At 32.2% G+C, this 18,846-nt stretch carries 13 protein-coding genes; 3 read left to right on the forward strand and 10 right to left on the reverse strand.

The genetic code is table 11. From position 1 onward, the window contains the following. Both OZP10_RS09780 and OZP10_RS09785 read right to left on the reverse strand, forming a co-directional pair. Positions 1-426 (reverse strand): hypothetical protein, encoded by a 426-nt coding sequence (locus OZP10_RS09780; protein WP_281634478.1) that lies wholly within the window; start codon positions 424-426, stop codon positions 1-3. Positions 427-439: 13 nt separating this feature from the next. Next, positions 440-1,654, reverse strand: a complete 1,215-nt coding sequence (locus OZP10_RS09785; protein ID WP_281634479.1) for an aminotransferase class V-fold PLP-dependent enzyme — start codon at positions 1,652-1,654, stop codon at positions 440-442. 220 nt (positions 1,655-1,874) lie between these two features. On the opposite strand from OZP10_RS09785, the gene OZP10_RS09790 reads away from it, so the two are divergent. Beyond that, entirely contained in the window at positions 1,875-3,224 is a 1,350-nt protein-coding gene (locus tag OZP10_RS09790) for a serine hydrolase domain-containing protein (RefSeq protein ID WP_281634480.1), read from the forward strand. Positions 3,225-3,344: 120 nt separating this feature from the next. Here OZP10_RS09790 and sufD read toward each other — a convergent pair whose 3' ends face one another. The 5 genes from sufD to OZP10_RS09815 form a co-directional block, all read right to left on the reverse strand. Then, positions 3,345-4,661, reverse strand: coding sequence for a Fe-S cluster assembly protein SufD (gene sufD / locus OZP10_RS09795; protein ID WP_111368792.1), 1,317 nt, complete (start codon positions 4,659-4,661; stop codon positions 3,345-3,347). Between the two features lie 117 nt (positions 4,662-4,778). Next, the gene (locus OZP10_RS09800; RefSeq protein WP_012023264.1) at positions 4,779-5,147 is read right to left on the reverse strand and encodes a four helix bundle protein; all 369 of its coding nucleotides are present in this window, start codon (positions 5,145-5,147) and stop codon (positions 4,779-4,781) included. Positions 5,148-5,197: 50 nt separating this feature from the next. After that, on the reverse strand, positions 5,198-5,944 hold the full coding sequence (gene sufC / locus OZP10_RS09805; protein ID WP_008466070.1) for a Fe-S cluster assembly ATPase SufC: 747 nt from the start codon (positions 5,942-5,944) through the stop codon (positions 5,198-5,200). Positions 5,945-6,102: 158 nt separating this feature from the next. Then, positions 6,103-7,551 (reverse strand): Fe-S cluster assembly protein SufB, encoded by a 1,449-nt coding sequence (gene sufB, locus OZP10_RS09810; protein WP_177211367.1) that lies wholly within the window; start codon positions 7,549-7,551, stop codon positions 6,103-6,105. Positions 7,552-7,636: 85 nt separating this feature from the next. Further along, a complete protein-coding gene (locus tag OZP10_RS09815; protein ID WP_012023267.1) occupies positions 7,637-7,966 on the reverse strand; it encodes a HesB/IscA family protein in 330 nt (109 codons plus the stop codon). Positions 7,967-8,285: 319 nt separating this feature from the next. Here OZP10_RS09815 and OZP10_RS09820 point away from each other — a divergent pair, with 319 nt between their 5' ends. Both OZP10_RS09820 and OZP10_RS09825 read left to right on the forward strand, forming a co-directional pair. Next, on the forward strand, positions 8,286-9,206 hold the full coding sequence (locus OZP10_RS09820) for a DUF8428 domain-containing protein (protein ID WP_281634481.1): 921 nt from the start codon (positions 8,286-8,288) through the stop codon (positions 9,204-9,206). An 81-nt stretch (positions 9,207-9,287) separates the two neighbouring features. Further along, on the forward strand, positions 9,288-10,145 hold the full coding sequence (locus tag OZP10_RS09825; RefSeq protein ID WP_281634482.1) for an MBL fold metallo-hydrolase: 858 nt from the start codon (positions 9,288-9,290) through the stop codon (positions 10,143-10,145). A 77-nt stretch (positions 10,146-10,222) separates the two neighbouring features. Here the strand turns inward: OZP10_RS09825 and OZP10_RS09830 are convergent, their stop codons facing one another. From OZP10_RS09830 to OZP10_RS09840, 3 genes are all read right to left on the reverse strand, one after another. After that, positions 10,223-13,396: a T9SS type A sorting domain-containing protein gene (locus OZP10_RS09830; protein ID WP_281634483.1), complete on the reverse strand. Its 3,174-nt coding sequence runs from the start codon at positions 13,394-13,396 to the stop codon at positions 10,223-10,225. A gap of 156 nt (positions 13,397-13,552) precedes the next feature. Further along, the gene (locus OZP10_RS09835; RefSeq protein ID WP_281634484.1) at positions 13,553-14,254 is read right to left on the reverse strand and encodes a glycoside hydrolase family 78 protein; all 702 of its coding nucleotides are present in this window, start codon (positions 14,252-14,254) and stop codon (positions 13,553-13,555) included. 3 nt (positions 14,255-14,257) lie between these two features. Further along, positions 14,258-18,790 (reverse strand): T9SS type A sorting domain-containing protein, encoded by a 4,533-nt coding sequence (locus OZP10_RS09840; protein WP_281634485.1) that lies wholly within the window; start codon positions 18,788-18,790, stop codon positions 14,258-14,260. Positions 18,791-18,846 lie beyond the last annotated feature (56 nt).

Consider the following 18,846-nt stretch of genomic DNA (forward strand, 5'->3'; position numbering starts at 1 on the left):
TTATTCTTTAGAAAAATCAACTAATAAATTTACTAGTTTTTCGATTTCTTTCGGCGGAAAACCATTGTCAAAACCTGGTGTTTCGTATGTTTTTCCTTCTTTCGTTATTTTTAAATTTCCTATTGCAGCGCCATCATAAGTGCGTTTGTCTGTCGGTGCTTTTAGAGTGTTGAGACTTTCCAAGTTAACTTTTGAATAGGCATCAACAATTTTATTCCATTTTGCATCATCAATATTGCTTTTAACAGCTTCAGCATTACGTTCCTTAACAACCGATACCGTTTTGTTTTGTACTGTTATCACTTTATAATAACCTCTAGAAAGTGCAGAATATTCAATCTGAGTAGATTTCATGTCGGCTTTTTTTTGACTGCAGCATCCCGTAGCGATAAAAAGTGTTAGGAGCAATAATGATACTATTCGCATATAATTTATTTTTTTAGCTTAACATAGTTTGTGCTTTCTTAACAGCATCAACCATGGCATCGATTTCTTCTTTTGTATTGTAAAATGAGAAAGAAGCACGAATTGTTCCCGGAATACAGAAGAAGTTCATAATTGGTTGAGCACAATGATGCCCAGTTCTAACTGCAATTCCTAATTTATCTATAATAGAACCAACATCATACGGATGAATTCCATCAATATTAAACGAAATTACAGATGCTTTATTTTTGGTGTTTCCGTAAATTCGGATGCCTTCAATTTCGTTAAGACGTTTTGTAGCGTGTTCTAACAATTCATTTTCATATTCATGAATTTTATCAAAACCGATCTCGTTTAAATAATCAATAGCAGTTCCTAAAACAATTCCGCCAGCAATATTTGGCGTTCCTGCTTCAAATTTATGAGGAAGATCAGCGTAAGTTGTTTTTTCGAAAGTCACTTCTTTGATCATTTCACCTCCGCCTTGATAAGGAGGAAGTTTGTTCAACCAAGCTTCTTTTCCATAAAGAATTCCAGTTCCTGTTGGCCCACACATTTTATGACCCGAAAAAGCATAAAAATCACAATCTAATTCCTGAACATCTGGTTTTAAATGCGGAACTGCCTGTGCACCGTCAATTAAAACTGCAGCGCCAACTGCGTGAGCTTTATCAATAATATATTTGATTGGATTAATTACGCCCAATGCATTTGAAATATGATTTACAGTAACAATTTTCGTTTTATCTGAAAGCAGTTTATCAAATTCCTCAATGATTAATTCTCCATTGTCATTAATTGGAATAACTTTTAAAACAGCTCCAGTTTTTTCGCATAACATTTGCCAAGGCACAATATTGCTGTGGTGTTCTAATGAAGAAACGACAACTTCATCGCCAGGTTTTAAAATAGAAGCAAATCCGTTTGCAACTAAATTAATTCCGTGAGTTGTTCCCGAAGTAAAAAGCACTTCGTGCGCATGTTTGGCATTGATGTGATCTTTTACTTTTCCACGAGAAATCTCGTAAGCATCAGTTGCTAACTGGCTTAAAGTGTGAACGCCACGGTGAATATTGGCGTTGATTTCCTGATAATATTTTACTTCTGCATCAATTACAACTTGTGGTTTTTGCGAAGTAGCTCCGTTGTCGAAATATACTAATGGCTTTCCGTTTACAGTTTGAGAAAGTATCGGGAAATCAGCTCTTATTTTTTGAATATCTAGCATGTCTTATTTAGAAAAAATCTATTTACAAAAGTACTAAAACTAAATTTGTTTATACATTAATTCTATAATTTCCTTTTATGGCGCCATTGCTACAAGGTGCAAATGCTGATTCCTTAAAAATCAATTCAATTTCCTGCATTATCCGAATCAGATTTGTAATTTGAGTTCTAAAATCGTGAACATAAATTATTTATATTGCAATAAAAATAACTAACATATCATGAAAAAATTTCTCAAAGTACTTTTACTTGTTGTGGTTCTTGCTTTTTTGTATTTCGGATTTACAACGTATCCGAAACTTGATTTAATTTCTGGCTTCTCAGCCAAAAGTGTCGCATCTGGACATTTTATGGATAATCGCCCTTTGGATTTAATTGAAAAAACCGACAATGATATCGACATGATTGATCTGGCAAAAAACTCCATTGATGATGCAGGAAAATATGCTATTTCATCTGTTTATGGGCTTAAAGAAAGAAAAGCGATTTATAGAGAAGGTTTAGGTGCTTTATTAATTAATGATGAGTACGATATTTCGAAACCTTATTTGCTTCCGAAAAGAACAAAATTGGTAAATAATCTTCCTTTTCCATATGGAAATAATGAACCGAAAGATACCGCTTTCGCGAATGTGGATTACGCAAAATTGAAAAAAGCAATTGATGATTCTTTTGATAAAGATGGAGGAAAGGCAAAACGCACGCGTGCGGTTGTAGTTCTATATAAAGACAAATTAATTGGCGAAAAATACGATACAGGTTTCAATAAAGATAGTAAAATTTTAGGCTGGTCGATGACAAAAAGTATTACAAGTTCGGCTTTTGGAGTTTTGGCTAAACAAGGAAAAATTGACATTAATAAACCAGCGCCTATCAAAGAATGGCAAAATGATGAACGTAAAAATATTACGATTAACGATTTACTTCACATGAATTCTGGTTTAGAATGGGAAGAAAACTACAGTACAATTTGTGATGCAACAAAAATGCTTTTTCAGTCTGCAGATATGGGAAAAGTGCAAATGGACAAACCTGCGAAATATAAACCAAACACGCATTGGTACTATTCTTCAGGAACGACAAACTTATTATCAAGAATTTTAAGAAGCCAATTTAAAACCCAACAAGAATATCTTGATTTTTGGTACAGCGCCGTAATCGACAAAATCGGAATGAACTCGATGATTGTTGAGCAGGATATGTCAGGAACTTTTGTTGGTTCATCTTATGGATGGGCAACTCCAAGAGATTGGTCAAAATTTGGATTACTTTATCTTCACAAAGGAAATTGGAATGGCGAACAGATTTTGGATGAAAGCTGGGTAAAATACACGTCAACTCCAACCAATACTTCGGAAGGAAAATACGGAGCACAATTTTGGCTAAACGCGGGAGGGAAATTCCCAGATGTTCCTCGTGATATGTTTTATTGTAGTGGATATCAAGGTCAAATGGTGGCGATTATTCCGTCTTTGGATATGGTAATTGTGAGAATGGGAGTGAAGGAAGAAGAACCTGGATTTGATTTTAATGGGTTTTTGAAAGGGATAATTTCTTCAGTAAAAAAATAAAATTTAACCGCAAAGAGCGCAAGGATAAAAGCGCAAAGTTCGCAAAGCTTAATGAAAAACTTTGCGAACCTTGCGTAAACCTTAGCTCCCGATAGCTATCGGGATTGCGGTTAAACAATACTACAAATCAAATCCTAAATTCACGCCTAATTTCGTAGCAATGATTTTAGTAATTCTTTGTTTTAATTCTGGTATTTTGATGCTTTCGATAACGGCATTTGAGAATGCGTACATCAATAAAGCTTTAGCTTCTTTTTTCGGGATTCCACGAGACTGCATGTAGAACATTGCTGTTTCGTCCAATTGTCCAACTGTACAACCGTGAGAACATTTTACGTCATCAGCAAAAATCTCTAATTGAGGTTTTGCATTGATAGTCGCTTTATCACTCAATAAAATATTGTTGCTTTTTTGAAAAGCATTTGTTTTTTGAGCTTCTTTTTCTACCAAAACTTTTCCGTTGAAAACTCCAGTCGAACGATCAGAGAAAATACCTTTATAATCCTGGAAACTTTCGCAGTTTGGTTGTGCGTGGTTTACCAAAGTATAATGGTCAACGTGTTGTTTGTCGTTTAAGATGGAAATTCCGTTAAGCGTACTTGTCAATCTTTCTCCAAAATGGTAAAAGTTTAAGTTGTTACGAGTTAAATTTCCACCAAAAGAGAAAGTATGCACATAAGCGTGGCTTTCTTGTTGTTGAGAAACGTAAGTGTTGTCAATTAAATTCGCTTCGCTATTATCGTTTTGAATTTTGTAATAATCAACAATCGCACGTTTTTGAGCAAAAATCTCAGTAACAGAGTTTGTTAAAACTGGATTTTCATTCAAACTTTGGTGACGCTCAATAATTTGTACATGTGAATTTTCGCCCACAATAACCAAGTTTCTTGGCTGAACCATTAATGCAGCTTCATTTCCAGTTGAGAAATACATAATCTCAATTGGTTTATCAGCTACTTTTTTCTTTGGGATATTGATAAAAGCACCTTCAATTGCAAAAGCCGTATTCAATGAAGTCAAGCTGTCATCTTTACTTGCAATCTGATTAAAGTACGTATCAATAACCATTTTATATTTTGGTTTGGTCAATGCCGATGACATCAAGCAAACATCGATTCCGTCATGCGTTGTAGAAGACAAATGCGAACTGAAAACACCATCGATAAATACTAATTTGTAAGTATCAATTTCGTGTAAAAAGTATTTTTTTACTTGATTAAATTCGATTGCATTTTCTTGCTTTGGAAAAACCGTAAAGTCATTTTTTAAGATGGCATTTAGCGATGTATATTTCCAAGCTTCTTCTTTTTTGGTTGGGAAACCTTTATTTTCGAAGTTTTTTAAAGCATTTGTGCGTATGTCATGTAAATCTGAATGTACATCGACACGCTCTTCAAAAGCCATAAAAGACGATACTAATTTTTCTTTTAAATCCATTTTCTGTTTTAGTCTTAAAGTCGAAAGTCGAAAGTCGAAAGACTTAGGATTGTCGACTGTTTTTGCCAAAAGGTCAAGAATTAAAGCATAAAGTTTTTGACTTTATTACTTTCGACGTTATGACTTTGGGCTCAAATATTTAATGAAACCGCTTAATAATTTCGATATTTCTGTTATCGATTCTAAAAGCATTTCAAATTCTTCTTTTATAATATATTCTAAATCAAAAGCTAAATATAATTGAGATCTTACTTCTCCTGCTGATGCTTTGGCTACATATAAAAAGTAAATAAACTCTTTGTCTGTATTTCTCTCAAAACCTTCGGCTATATTTGATGATATAGAAAGTGATGCACGTCTAATTTGTCTAACAAAATCAAAGTCTTTTTTGAAATTAGAATTTTCAGTAATCAAATATATTTTCTTGTTGAAGATTCGAGATTTTTGCCAAGAATTTATTTCCTCAAAAGATTTGAACTTACTCATATTGTATTTTCGACTTTATGACTTTTGACTTTCGACTTTACGACTTAGAATTAGTTTTCTGCTTTGATCCAGTCGTATCCTTTTTCTTCTAATTCGTAAGCCAATTCTTTTCCGCCAGATTTTACGATTCTTCCGTTGTAAAGAACGTGAACGAAATCTGGAACGATATAATCTAACAAACGTTGGTAGTGCGTGATTACAATAATTGCGTTTTTGTCGCTTTTTAATTTGTTCACTCCGTTAGCTACAATTCTTAAAGCGTCGATATCAAGACCAGAATCGGTTTCGTCAAGGATAGCTAATTTTGGCTCTAACATTGCCATTTGGAAGATTTCGTTTCTTTTTTTCTCTCCTCCAGAAAACCCTTCATTAAGAGAACGAGAAAGAAATTTACGATCGATTTCTAACAATTCAGATTTCTCACGAATTACTTTCAGCATTTCGTTTGCTGGCATTTCTTCCTGACCGTTTGCTTTACGAGTTTCGTTGATAGCAGTTTTCATGAAGTTAGTAACGCTAACTCCAGGAATTTCTACCGGATATTGAAAAGAAAGGAAAACACCTTTATGTGCTCTTTCTTCTGGAGCTAAATCAGCAAGATCTTCTCCGTCAAGAATTACTTCTCCATCTGTAACTTCGTAGTTTTCGTTTCCTGCGATAACAGCAGAAAGTGTACTTTTTCCAGAACCGTTTGGTCCCATGATAGCGTGAACTTCTCCAGCTTTAACTTCTATATTAATTCCTTTAAGGATTTCTTTATCACCAATTGCGGCGTGAAGGTTTTTTATTGATAACATCTTTTTTTTGTTTAAAGTTTCAAGTTTCAAGTTCTCAGTTGTGCTGAAAAGCGAAACTTTGAAAAATCTTTTATTTTAATATGATATAAAATTCTTTTTTAATGGTTGCAAAAGTAAGTTTCGGATCAAAAACTTGAAACCTGAAACATGGAACTTTTTTAACCTACAGATCCTTCTAAAGAAATCTCTAATAATTTTTGAGCTTCAACAGCAAATTCCATTGGAAGTTTGTTCAAGACATCTTTACTGAAACCGTTTACAATTAAGGCAATCGCTTTTTCAGTGGGAATACCTCTTTGGTTACAGTAGAAAACTTGGTCTTCTCCAATTTTACTTGTAGTTGCTTCGTGCTCGATTTTTGCTGTTGGATTTTTACTTTCGATATAAGGGAAAGTATGTGCGCCGCAATTGTTACCCATTAACAATGAATCACATTGAGAAAAGTTTCTTGCATTCTCAGCTCTTGGCGAGATTTGCACTAAACCACGGTAACTGTTTTGCGATTTTCCAGCCGAAATACCTTTAGAAATAATAGTCGATTTAGTGTTTTTACCTAAATGGATCATTTTAGTTCCCGTATCAGCTTGTTGGAAATTATTGGTAACAGCAATCGAATAAAATTCTCCTACTGAATTATCTCCTTTTAATACACAAGAAGGATATTTCCAAGTTACAGCAGAGCCGGTTTCAACCTGCGTCCAAGAAATTTTAGCGTTAGTTTCGCATAAACCTCTTTTAGTTACAAAGTTGTAAACTCCACCTTTTCCTTCTTTGTTTCCTGGGAACCAGTTTTGAACTGTAGAATATTTAATTTCAGCATCATCCAAAGCGATCAATTCAACCACAGCAGCGTGTAATTGGTTTTCGTCACGGCTTGGAGCAGTACATCCTTCAAGGTAAGAAACGTAGCTTCCTTCATCGGCAATAACTAAAGTTCTTTCGAATTGTCCAGTTCCTGCTTGATTGATTCTGAAATAGGTTGAAAGTTCCATTGGACATTTTACGCCTTTTGGAATATAACAGAAACTTCCGTCAGAGAAAACAGCTGAGTTTAATGCTGCATAGAAGTTGTCTTTTTGAGGTACAACAGTTCCTAAATATTTTTTTACTAATTCAGGGTGTTCTTTAATTGCTTCAGAAATTGGACAGAAAATAATTCCTTTTTCTGCCAAAGTTTTCTTGAAAGTCGTAGCTACCGAAACAGAATCGACAACAATATCCATAGCGACATTGTTCATCTTTTTTTGCTCGTCGATAGAAATTCCTAATTTTTTGTACATCTCTAATAATTCTGGATCAACATCGTCCAATGTTTTATTAGGATCTACTTGTTTTGGAGCTGAATAATAAGAGATTGCCTGAAAGTCTGGTTTTTCGTAATGTACGTTTGCCCATTCTGGCTCGATCATTTCTTTCCAAGCGCGGAAAGCCTCGATGCGCCATTCGGTCATCCACTCAGGTTCTTCTTTTTTTAGAGAAATAGCTCTTACAATTTCTTCGTTTAAGCCAATAGGGAAAGTCTCAGATTCTATATCGGTATAAAATCCGTACTCATATTCTTTAGTTTCCAGTTCGATCTTTAAATCGTCTTCGGTGTATTTGCTCATTATTTTTGTTATTGTCTAAAGTTTTGGAGTCTAAAGTTCGAAAGTCAATTGAAGTCTTTATGACTTTACAACTTTCAGCTTTTGACTAAAGAGAGAATGATTCTCCGCATCCGCAAGTTCTACTTGCATTTGGGTTATTGAAAACAAATCCTTTTCCGTTTAATCCGCCAGAGAACTCTAAAATTGTTCCGGCAAGGTATAAGAATGATTTTTTTTCTACAGCAATTTGTATGTCGTTGTCAACGAATATTTTGTCGTCTTCTCCTTTGGTTTTGTCAAATTTTAAATCATAAGACAAACCAGAGCATCCACCGCTTTTTACGCCTACTCTAACGTAGTCGCTTGCGGCGTCAAAACCATCATCAGTCATCAGGTCGATGATTTTCTTTTTGGCAGTATCTGAAACTTTTATCATTGTTCTTAGATGTTTGTTTTTAAAGAGCATTTTTTCTCTGTAATGAATTTAGTACAGATTTAAAACGCTAATTTTCAATGTTAAATAGAAATTATCGGCAAAGATACGACTTAAAAACCTTTTTCCATAACGGTTCACATTATTATAACAAATGTGAAAATAGATATTACTTATTTTGATAAAATTGGTCTTGAAACGGCAAAACGAATCTTATTTTAGAAATAGCTGCAAATATCGCTCCTAAATGTTAAAAAACAAGTATTTCTACTGATTATAACCAATTTTTATTCGATATTTTTGCAGAAAATTAAGAGTAATTATGAAAAAACAAAATGAAATAAAGTGGTTTAAACCCTTGTTTGCTATAATTTTTGTTTTAGGATTAGGTGCTGTAGTTTTGGTTTTTAGCAGTGAACCTGATAAGAATAATAGTGAAGCTAAAAAGGAAAGCATTACCAATATAATGCCATTTGAAAGTAAAGAAGCAAGTGAGCAAAAGAATATTTTAGATTCTTTAAATACATTAAAAAACGCATATGATCAGGCTATTTTAGAAAAAACAGCTTTGTCTAAAGAATTGGAATTGGAGCGTAAAAATGTTGAGAATTTAGTGGCTATTATTAAAGCTTCTAATAATCCATCGGCGGAGCAGATTAGAATTTATCGAAATCAGCTTTCAGATTTGAATTCGTCTCTAGAAGGCAGAATTCAGGAAATTAAAAAACTGAAATCTCAGAATAAAAATTTATTGACAGAAATAGAAAGCCAGAATGTTGTCATGTACAATCAAAAAGTAGAAAATGACACTTTGGTTTCTAAACAGAAAAAATTAGAATCGACTTTAAAAGATGCTTCAAAATTGTATTTAAGCAATTTTAAAGCTATTGCACTTCGTGAAAAAAATTCTGGTGCTGAATTGGAAACGACAAAAGCAAAGAATACAAAAAAACTTAAAATTAGTTTTACGGTTAACGGAAATGCTGTTGCAAAAACAGGAAAACGAGTTTTTTATGTTCAGGTTTTAGATCAGAAAAATACGGTTTTGGGAGATAATAAATTGATTGAATTTGGTAATGATAAAGCGCTTGTTTATAGTTTTATAGTAAGTACAGATTTTCAAGGCAAATCGGTAAATGCTTACGGAATTTTGAATGCTGACCAGTTTAAGAAAGGCACTTATTTTGTGAATTATTTTGATAAGCAGGAAATAATGGGAAGCACTTCGATTACATTAGAATAATTAGAAAATTTGTTTTTAGCTTTAAATTTTAGCAAAAGGGATTTGAATTTTCTAGCTTTGTTCTTTTAGAAAATTATTCTCATGAAACTTTACCCAATAGAATCCGGAAATTTTAAATTAGACGGAGGCGCAATGTTTGGCGTTGTTCCGAAGACAATCTGGAACAAGACAAATCCTGCCGATGCTAATAACTTAATTGATATTGCTGCTCGATGTTTATTGATCGAAGACGGAAATCGTCTTATTTTAATTGATACCGGAATGGGCGATAAGCAATCTGAAAAGTTTTTTGGATATTATTCGCTTTGGGGATCACATTCTTTAGATAATTCTCTAGCGAAATATGGTTTTAATCGAGATGATATTACAGATGTTTTTATGACACATCTTCATTTTGACCATTGCGGAGGAAGCGTTCAATGGAATGCCGACAAAACGGGTTATGAGCCAGCTTTTAAAAATGCCAAATTTTGGACAAACGAAAACCATTGGGAATGGGCAACAAAACCCAATGCTCGAGAAAAAGCTTCTTTCTTGTCTGAAAATATCCTGCCAATGCAAGAAAGCGGACAATTGAATTTTATTGAAAGACCAGAATCTGATTTTGGTTTTGCAAAAGAACTTGGTTTTGATATTTATTATGTTGACGGACACACCGAAAAACAGATGATTCCGTATATAAAATACCAAGATAAAACGATTGTTTTTTGTGCCGATTTATTAGCAACAGCGGGGCATATTCCGTTGCCGTATGTGATGGGTTATGACACAAGACCTTTGTTGACAATGCCAGAGAAATCAAAATTTTTGAATTTGGCAGCAGATAATAATCATTATTTGTTTTTAGAACACGATGCACACAATCAAATTATTACTGTTGAACATACCGAAAAAGGTGTTCGATTGAAAGATGTTTTTACTTGCGAAGAGATTCTTTAAACAGAATAAATTAGACATAAAAAAATCCCATTTTCTGATATTGAAAATGGGATTTTTATTTTTTGAAAAAGGGACGATTATTCTACTATAACTTTTTTAGCAGAAGCGGCATCTCCATTGATTAGATACACATAATAAACTCCTCTAGGCAAGCCAGATAAGTCGATCGTATTATATGTATTTACATTATTTAAAGTAAAAGATTTTACAAATTGTCCTAACGCGTTATAAACTGTTGCTTTGTCTAGAGCAATATTATTAATCGTTATTTCTCCTTTTGTTGGGTTTGGATATAAAATAACTTGACTAAACTCAGATTTGTCAATACCTAGACTTTTACAAGTATTAGAATACGTAGTGGTCGATTCTTTGATGTTTGACCAGTTTGCATTTGAATAATTCTCGTCATCAACTTGTATACAATTTAGTTTTGCATTTCCTAGAAAGCTAGTATATATAATTGTATCATCTGCCATTTTACCACTAACTGAAGGAAGAACAAAGTTTTTATTGTTTCCATTTTGAATATTTAATGAGTTTAATGGATTGAATTCTACATAAACACGTTCAAGTAAAGGATTGTGAGATAAATCTAAAGTTGTGAGTTGATTCCAAGATGCACTTAATCTTTTTAAGAGAATATTATAGCTCAGATCTAAAGAGGTTAATTCATTATTGCTACAATATAGATCTACAAGTTTTGTATTGAGAGAAAGATCTAATGCAGTAATCTTATTACGGTCTATTATCAAATTAGTTAGTTCGGGTGCATTTGAAACATTTAATTGTGTTAAATTGTTTCGGCTGCAGTCAATAAGAGAGAGTGCTGTATTTGAGGTTAAATCTAAATTGGTAAGCAGATTTTTAGAAGTGTTTAAAAACAAAAGTTCTTTGTTGTTAGCTAAATTTATAGTAGAAACCTCATTGTAAGCAAAGGATAAATTTAAAAGCTTAGTGTTTTTTGTAACGTCCAGCGATGTTAAATGATTTGAATTTAAATCTAATTTCGTAAGATTTAAATTTTTACTAACATCTATTGTATTAATATTATTGCCACTGCAATCAAGATAGGTTAATCCTGTAAATTTTTCAATGCCTTTTAGATCGTTAATATTGCTATTTGATAAATTTAAAGAAGTAATTTTTTCTAAGTTTTCCACAGAAACTTTTCCGTTTACCCCATCGTTGTCGATTCCTAATTCGATTAATTTTTTTTCAAAATTAGAATCAATTGCAGTATAAACAGTACAGTCTAAATTGTAGTTTGCAGCATCATCTTTAATGCTAGCCCATTTTTGATTAGCGTAAACTTCATCATCAACAGTAATACAAGTTAAATCTGGATTTTTTGTAAAACTTGAATTCAGATCTAAATTTTTATTATTTCCATTCTTTAAATTTAAGCTCGTTAAATTATTAGAACCACAATTTATAAAAGTTAGCGCTTTATTTTGGGACAGATCTAAAGCAGTTAATAGATTTGACGAACAATTTAAAGTGCTTAAGTTTGAAAAGCCATTAATTCCAGTTAAGTTTTTGATGTTACTGTTTTCTACATTCAATACCGTAATGTTTGAAATACTGGTGTTTAAAACAGTACCATTTTTACCATCTTTATCGATTTGTAAATAAATTAATTTGTCTTCAAAAGCTGGATCTGGTATTGCAGTAATCTGAGAACAGTCAACAGTTGAGTACGATGCAGATTTTTCTTTAAAACTTGCCCACTTTTCATTAGAATAAATAGGGTTATCAACCAAAATACAGGTAAGCAATGGGTTTTTCGTAAAATCAATAACATATGGCGCTATCTGCATATTTCTATTGTTCCCATTTCTTAAGTCTATATTTGTAAGCGTTTTGTTTTCTGAACAAGTTAAAAGACTCAGCTTTTTATTTTGAGAAAGATCTAAACTTTTTAATTGGTTTAATTGGCAATTAAGTAAAACCAGTTCTTTATTATTTGAAACATCTATAGTTGTTAGCTGATTTGATGAACAAGAAAAATATTTTAATTTAAGATTGTTTGAAACATCAATGTTTTGGATTTTATTGTTGGATACTGATAAGTTATCTAGAGCAATATTATTTGAAATGTCTAAGGTTGTTAGATTGTTGTAGCTAATTAGCAAATAGTTTAAAGCTAAATTTTTTGAAAGGTCTACTGTCGATAATTTGTTAGACATTACATTTAAAGATGTCAAAGCTTTAAAACCTTCTATTCCGGTTAAATCAGAAATGTTGCTGTAATAAAGATTTAACTCTGTAACAGATTCAATAGATGAGCTCAAAATATTTCCATCGGGAGTTCCAGAATCTATTCCTAATTCGATTAGTTTTTTCTCAAAATTAACATCAGGAATTAAGGTATATGAAACAGAATCATTGCAATCTAATTTAAAAATTGCTGAAGCATCTTTGCTGGCAGACCAATTTGTATTGGCGTAGCTTGTGTTATCGACTTGTATACAAGTTAAATTTGGATTATTCTTTAAATTGAAAAAATCAGTATCTATAAGAGTGTTTTTTCCGTTTTGTAAATTGAGTTCTTTCAAACTACAGTTAGTTAAAAAGAGTTCCATCAGTTTTTTATGTTTTGAAAGATCTAATTTGCTTATTTGATTATCAGAAGCATTTAATGCAATCAATTCGAGGTTGTTTGATATGTTTAAATTGGTGATATTGTTCTTTTCTAAAAACAAAGAAACTAATAAAGGATTATGTGTTAGATCTATATTTGTTATTTTATTTTCAGCAATATAGAGATCGTCCAAAAGAATGTTGTTTGTAAGATCTAATGTTGTTAGAAGGTTTTTGTGACAATAAATATAAGTTAGTTCAGGATTATGAGTAACATCTAAACTGGCTATCTTGTTATCGCCACAATTAAAAATTACAAGTTTAGTATTTTGTGAAATGTCTAAAGAAGTTAATTCGTTTCTTTGACATTGTAGCCATGTTAAAGATTTATTATTAGAGACATTAAGATTGGTAATCTTATTATTAGCGATATCTAAATCTTCTAAATTTTTAAAATCCTGAATTCCTGTCAAGTCTGTTATTGAACTCGATTGCATTTGTAGTTTTTTGACATCTGCGATGTTAGCCGTGTTTACCTTTCCATCAATGAGGTCGTCATAACCTAATTCGATTAGTTTTTGCTCAAAATTAACATCGGGAATTAACGTGTATTGCTGGGCATAGATTGAAAAATGTGCTAGTAAAAGCACTAAAAGTAATTTTATTTTCATAGGTTTAGTTTTGGATTTAGTTATGCAAGTATACAATTTTATGAGGATAATTCTTTACGGAAAGCCGTAACGTATACTGTAGAATCATAAAAAAATCCCGTTTTCAGCACTTTGAAAACGGGATTCTTTAATATAACTAATTGTAATTTTCTAAGCTTAGTTTGTCTTAAATTTCCAAACCTGGCCTACGGTTTCACCGCCTTTATTGTCTTTAACCACTATTCTCCAGTAATACTGTGTTGTTGGCTGAAGCGTAACCTCAAATGATTTTGAACTTGAATTCTCGCTCACTTTTGCCATTGGCGGATTTGCCGTTCCAAAATAGATATCATAAGTAAGAATATCAGAAGTGTCAACATCAGAAGCGTTCCAAGTTAAAGTTGCAGTTGATGTGCTTAAAGCCGCATTGATTGCTGGAGATATTAATTCTGGAGCAAACGGCAAATGATTCACTACTGCTGTTCCTGCAGTATAAAACTTAAATGTTGAAGAATAGGCACTAGCTAGACCCTTACTGTCAGTTGCTTTTACCCTCCAATAGTAAGCTGTATTTTTCTCTAATGCTAACGCACTTGTAGAAAGAGATGAATTGTCAAGCGTATTCACGATTTGAGTAAAACCGTTATCTTTTGCAATTTGAATCTGATATACGATAGCATCTTGCTGAGCATCAGTTGAAGCGCTCCACTGAAAAGAAACATTATTATCTTGACATAATTTATTGTCAGCTGGAGTAGTTAAAACAGGTACAGTTGGAGCTGTGTTTTCTCCTGGCGGATTTACAGGATCATCTCCGCCTCCGCCACCACAGGCTGCAAATACTAAACAGATTATTGATAAATATATAGAATTCTTCATTTTTTAATTTTTTATGATTTTAATGTATTCTGGAGTTTCTAAATTGATTTTAGCAGCATAAATTCCTGATGGCAATTTTTCAAGATTTAAAAGTGCTCTTCCACTTTCAATATTATAAGTTCCGTGAGAAACCAACTGACCGCTAAAATTGTATAAATCAATAACAACTTCAGTTTTTGAGCTAGGAATTTCGATTTCGATACTGCCAGAAGTAGGGTTTGGATAAGCAGAAAGCATTGTTCCTAATTCATAAGAAGTAACTTTTTTGGCAAAAACACCTTCACAAGCTTTTGCGGTTGCTACTTCAACTAATCCGGCTTTATCTAGAGAAACTGTAAAGTTGTTGTCTGTTGTCTGGAATTGTTCTGCACCATTAACAAATACGGTGAAAGGAGCCGTTCCTTCGGTAATTTCAACATTTACTGTTTTAGCGCTTACATCAGATCTTCCTGTTGTAGTTGCAGCTTTTTGAATAGTAAAATTGAAATTTTGTTCAAAGTTTTCTTCAGCAATGGTAACAGAAACGGTATAAGTGCCAGGAGCTAAATTTGCTATTTTCACGCTGTTGTTGGCAAATGAATATGCTTTTCCAGCTATAGTTGCTACATAGGTATAAGATCCTTTTGCAGTAATGCTAATTTCTCCATTATTTTCACCTTGGCAAGATTCTCCTTTTGTTTCAACACTAAAGTTGTCACTTGGTAATACAAGAGCAGTCCCACAATTAGTATTATAAGAAGCTGTTGCATCTTTTTTGTTTGCCATTTTTGTATTAGCAACAGTTGCATCGTCAACCTGAATACAAGTTAAATTTGGATTGTTCGTAAAATTTAGATAAAAATCACTTTCATAGTATTGGCTGAAAGCCGCATTATTACCATTCTTAATATTTAAGGAAACTAAATTATTTGAACTACAATTTACCGCTGCAAGTTTTTTGTTTTTTGAAAGATTTAAAGTCGTCAATTTATTCTCAGGGCAATATAATGTCCATAAATTGGTGTTATTAGATAAATCTAAAGCAATTAGTTGATTTTTACTACATGTAAACTGTGATAAGTTTGTGTTTGCAGACAGATTTAGAGTTGTCAATAGATTGTTGTCGCATCCAAACTGTATTACAGAAGTCACTTTAGAAATATCTAAAGTCTTTAATCGGTTATTAGCAAGGAAAAGATAATTGATATACTTGTTGTTTGACAAATCTATGCTTTCCAATGAATTGTTGACACAATTTAGATAATTTAAATTTGGATTTGCTGTTAGATTTACACTGGTAAGTTTATTGCTATCAGCATATAAATAATTAAATTTTGGGTTTTTAGAAAAATCTAAAGAAGTCAATCTGTTGCCTTGACAGTTGACAGTTGTAAGTTCGGGATTTTTAGAAAAATCGATTTGAGCCAATACATCATTGTATCCGCAATCAAATTTTGTTAATAAAGCATTTTTAGAAATATCAATTGTACGCAGACGGTTTCCTCCACAATTTACCTCTGTCAAAGCGGTATTTTTAGAAAGATCTAATACCGTTAAATAATTATATCCAACAGATAGTTTTTCAAGTGCTTTAAAGTCTTGTATTCCTGTTAAATCTTGTATTGGAGTAGTTTGTACATTTGTAGACTCATTAAGATTTAATTCTTTTACAGAAGAAATACTAGATGTTAAAACAGCTCCGTTAACACCATCTTTATCTATCCCAAGTGCAATTAATTTAGTTTCAAAATTAGCATCAGGTAACATTGTAAAATTATTTGCATCACAAACTGTTGAGTAAGAAGTGGCAATCTCTTTTGCATTTGCCCAATTAGAGTCAGCAAAAGCTTTGTCGTCAACCTGAATACAAGATAGATTAGGATTGCTTTTAAAGTTTCCAGCAGTAACATTTTGCATTTTTGAATTGTTTCCATTCTTCAGGTTTAAGCTGAATAAATTATTTGAAGAACAATCCACTTCTGTTAATGCCGTATTTTTTGAAAGATCTAAATTTAATAATTGATTTGATTTAGCATTTAATGCTGTAATTGCAATATTTTTTGTTAGATCGATCGTTTTTAAATTATTAGAAGAAATATTCAACTGTTTTAAAGCAACAAATCCTTCAATTCCGGCAAGATTTGAGATTGAACTTCCAGATACGTCTAAAGTTGAAATTGAAGAAACGCTAGAAGTTAATACTTTTCCGTTTTTTCCATCAGTATCAATTCCTAATGCAATTAACTTATTTTCGAAATTAGAATCTGGAATTGCAACAAAAGAGTTACAAAGCGTATTATAGTTTGCTGTAGCATCTTTTAAAGCAGCCCAGTTTGTGTTGGCATAATTTTCATCATCTACTTGAATACACTTTAAAGAAGTATTGTTTAAAAATGAAGAAGTCGTTTTGTTAAGCAATGTATTTTTGCCGTTTTTCAAATCTAAACTTACGAGCTTATTGTTTGAAGCATTTACAGAAGTTAAAGAAACGTTTTTAGATAAGTCTAAGAATAATAATTGGTTGTCTTGGCAATTTAATGTTTCTAAACTGCCAAAATCCTGAATTCCGGTTAGGTCAGAAATATTGCTTCCAGAAACATCAAGAGTTTTTATTTGAGCAATACTTGAAGTTAAAACCTGTCCATTTTTACCATCAATATCAATTTTTAAGGCAATTAACTTATCTTCAAAATTTGAATCAGGAATAGAGGTGTATGGTCTGCAGTCTTCAGAGAATTTGGCCCAACTGTCTTTTTTTGTGCCCCATTTTAGATCAGCATTAGCTTTGCTGTCAATTAAAATACAAGTTAGACTTAGATTTTTTAATAAGGAAACATCCAAAGCTGCATTGTTGCCATTTTTAAGATTAAGATCATAAAGCAGCTTGTTAGACGTAATGCTCGCGTATGTCAATTTTGTATTTTTAGATAAATCTAAGCTCTCAATCTTACTTTCTCCAAAGTACAAAGAAGTTAAGGCAGTATTTTTAGAAAGATCAAGGCTCTTTAGCGGAACATTTCTAGAAACAAACAATTGAAGCTTTGGGTTATTGCTAAGATCTATTTCTGATATTTGATTATTATCAATCGTTAACTGCTCAAGCAATAAATTTTTAGTTACATCCAGTTTGGTTAGACTATTATAATGAACAGCCAATCTGGTTAATTTTGCATTTTGCGTTACATCTATAGCAGTGATTTTATTCAAAAGAATATCTACAGCAACAAGTTCTTTATTGTTGGAAAGATTTAGTTCTTTTAATTCATTTCTAGAACAAGCTATGCTGGTTAGTAAAGTGTTTTTTGTTAAATCTAAACTAGTTAATTTATTTTCATAACATTCAAGCGTCTTTAAATTTGGCTGATTGGTAACGTCTAAAGTTGTTAAACTATTAGTGTATACTCTAACAAGTTCTAATAAAGTATTTTTAGAAATATTTAATTCTGTCAGTTTAGAACCTTGACCGCTTAAATTCTTTAAAAGCGTATTTTTAGATAAATCTAGTGATGTAATTGTGTTGTATGCGAAGTTTAAATCTGTAAGAAGAGGGTTTTGAGATAAATCTAAACTAGTAATTTTATTGCTGTAACAATTAAAATCAACAAGCTCTTTGTTATTTGAAACAGAAATTGAGGTTAGCTGATTAGATTCAAATTTTAATGTTTTTAGTTTAGTGTTTTTAGCAACATCTATTGTTGTTAACTTATTGCTTCCAAAATTTAAACTCTCCAACTCAAGATTATTAGAAACATCTAAAGCTGTTAATAGATTTGAACTAACATCTAAATTTTTAAGCTTTAAGTTTTTAGAAACATTCAAAGTAGAAATTTTACCGGCATTTCCTTTAAAAACCAAACTTTCAAGAGCGGCAAAATCTTCAATTCCAGTTAAATCTTTGATGTTCCATGTTTTGAATGAAACATCCAAAGTTTTTATTGATGAAATGTTGCTTGTAGCTACTTTTCCGTTTATTCCATCTTTGTCAGCTCCAATATAACTCAAATAGCTTTCAAACTCTGGATCAGGAATTTTAGTATATTGTTGCTCATTAATATCAACCATAGAAACATTATCAACCAAAATTTCAGAGTTGAGACTTCCATAAGTCCAAATATCAACTTCGACATTTTCAGAAACAGTTGGAGTATATTCAAATTCTATTTTTCTCCACTCAGTAGCAGAAAAAGTAACATCCGATTTTTTAATTATTTCCTCCTTAAAAGTACCAGGTTTATGTTGCAAACTAAAATCTATAGAAGAAAACGTTCCTTTTGCAAGTTTGTGATATAATGTAACTCTATACGTTTTACCAGCAATTACCGGAAAATAGTCCGTGTTAATGAAGTTAAATGTTCCGCTGGCAACCATCATGTTAATACTTGATGAACCATTTTGAGCAACAGTACTTTTAGAGATATAACCGCTAAAATATTGAAACCAGTTATCGGGTTTTGAAGATACAGACCAGGTTTCGAAATTCCCATTCGGAACTAAGTTGGTTTGCGCATAATTAGAAAAACTTGCCAGTAACAGCAATAAGAGTAGTTTTGTCTTCATAGAATAAATTTAGGATTAGGTCGCGCAAGTATAAAGTAATTAAACGGGCATACCTT

The sequence above is a fragment of the Flavobacterium luteolum genome (genome assembly GCF_027111275.1).
GTDB lineage: Bacteria > Bacteroidota > Bacteroidia > Flavobacteriales > Flavobacteriaceae > Flavobacterium > Flavobacterium luteolum.

Excerpts from the sequence above, each read along its gene's own strand:
- OZP10_RS09780 (WP_281634478.1), bottom strand. The coding sequence starts at position 426 with ATGCGAATAGTATCATTATTGCTCCTAACACTTTTTATCGCTACGGGA.
- OZP10_RS09785 (WP_281634479.1), bottom strand. The coding sequence starts at position 1,654 with ATGCTAGATATTCAAAAAATAAGAGCTGATTTCCCGATACTTTCTCAA.
- OZP10_RS09790 (WP_281634480.1), top strand. The coding sequence starts at position 1,875 with ATGAAAAAATTTCTCAAAGTACTTTTACTTGTTGTGGTTCTTGCTTTT.
- sufD (WP_111368792.1), bottom strand. The coding sequence starts at position 4,661 with ATGGATTTAAAAGAAAAATTAGTATCGTCTTTTATGGCTTTTGAAGAG.
- OZP10_RS09800 (WP_012023264.1), bottom strand. The coding sequence starts at position 5,147 with ATGAGTAAGTTCAAATCTTTTGAGGAAATAAATTCTTGGCAAAAATCT.
- sufC (WP_008466070.1), bottom strand. The coding sequence starts at position 5,944 with ATGTTATCAATAAAAAACCTTCACGCCGCAATTGGTGATAAAGAAATC.
- sufB (WP_177211367.1), bottom strand. The coding sequence starts at position 7,551 with ATGAGCAAATACACCGAAGACGATTTAAAGATCGAACTGGAAACTAAA.
- OZP10_RS09815 (WP_012023267.1), bottom strand. The coding sequence starts at position 7,966 with ATGATAAAAGTTTCAGATACTGCCAAAAAGAAAATCATCGACCTGATG.
- OZP10_RS09820 (WP_281634481.1), top strand. The coding sequence starts at position 8,286 with ATGAAAAAACAAAATGAAATAAAGTGGTTTAAACCCTTGTTTGCTATA.
- OZP10_RS09825 (WP_281634482.1), top strand. The coding sequence starts at position 9,288 with ATGAAACTTTACCCAATAGAATCCGGAAATTTTAAATTAGACGGAGGC.
- OZP10_RS09830 (WP_281634483.1), bottom strand. The coding sequence starts at position 13,396 with ATGAAAATAAAATTACTTTTAGTGCTTTTACTAGCACATTTTTCAATC.
- OZP10_RS09835 (WP_281634484.1), bottom strand. The coding sequence starts at position 14,254 with ATGAAGAATTCTATATATTTATCAATAATCTGTTTAGTATTTGCAGCC.
- OZP10_RS09840 (WP_281634485.1), bottom strand. The coding sequence starts at position 18,790 with ATGAAGACAAAACTACTCTTATTGCTGTTACTGGCAAGTTTTTCTAAT.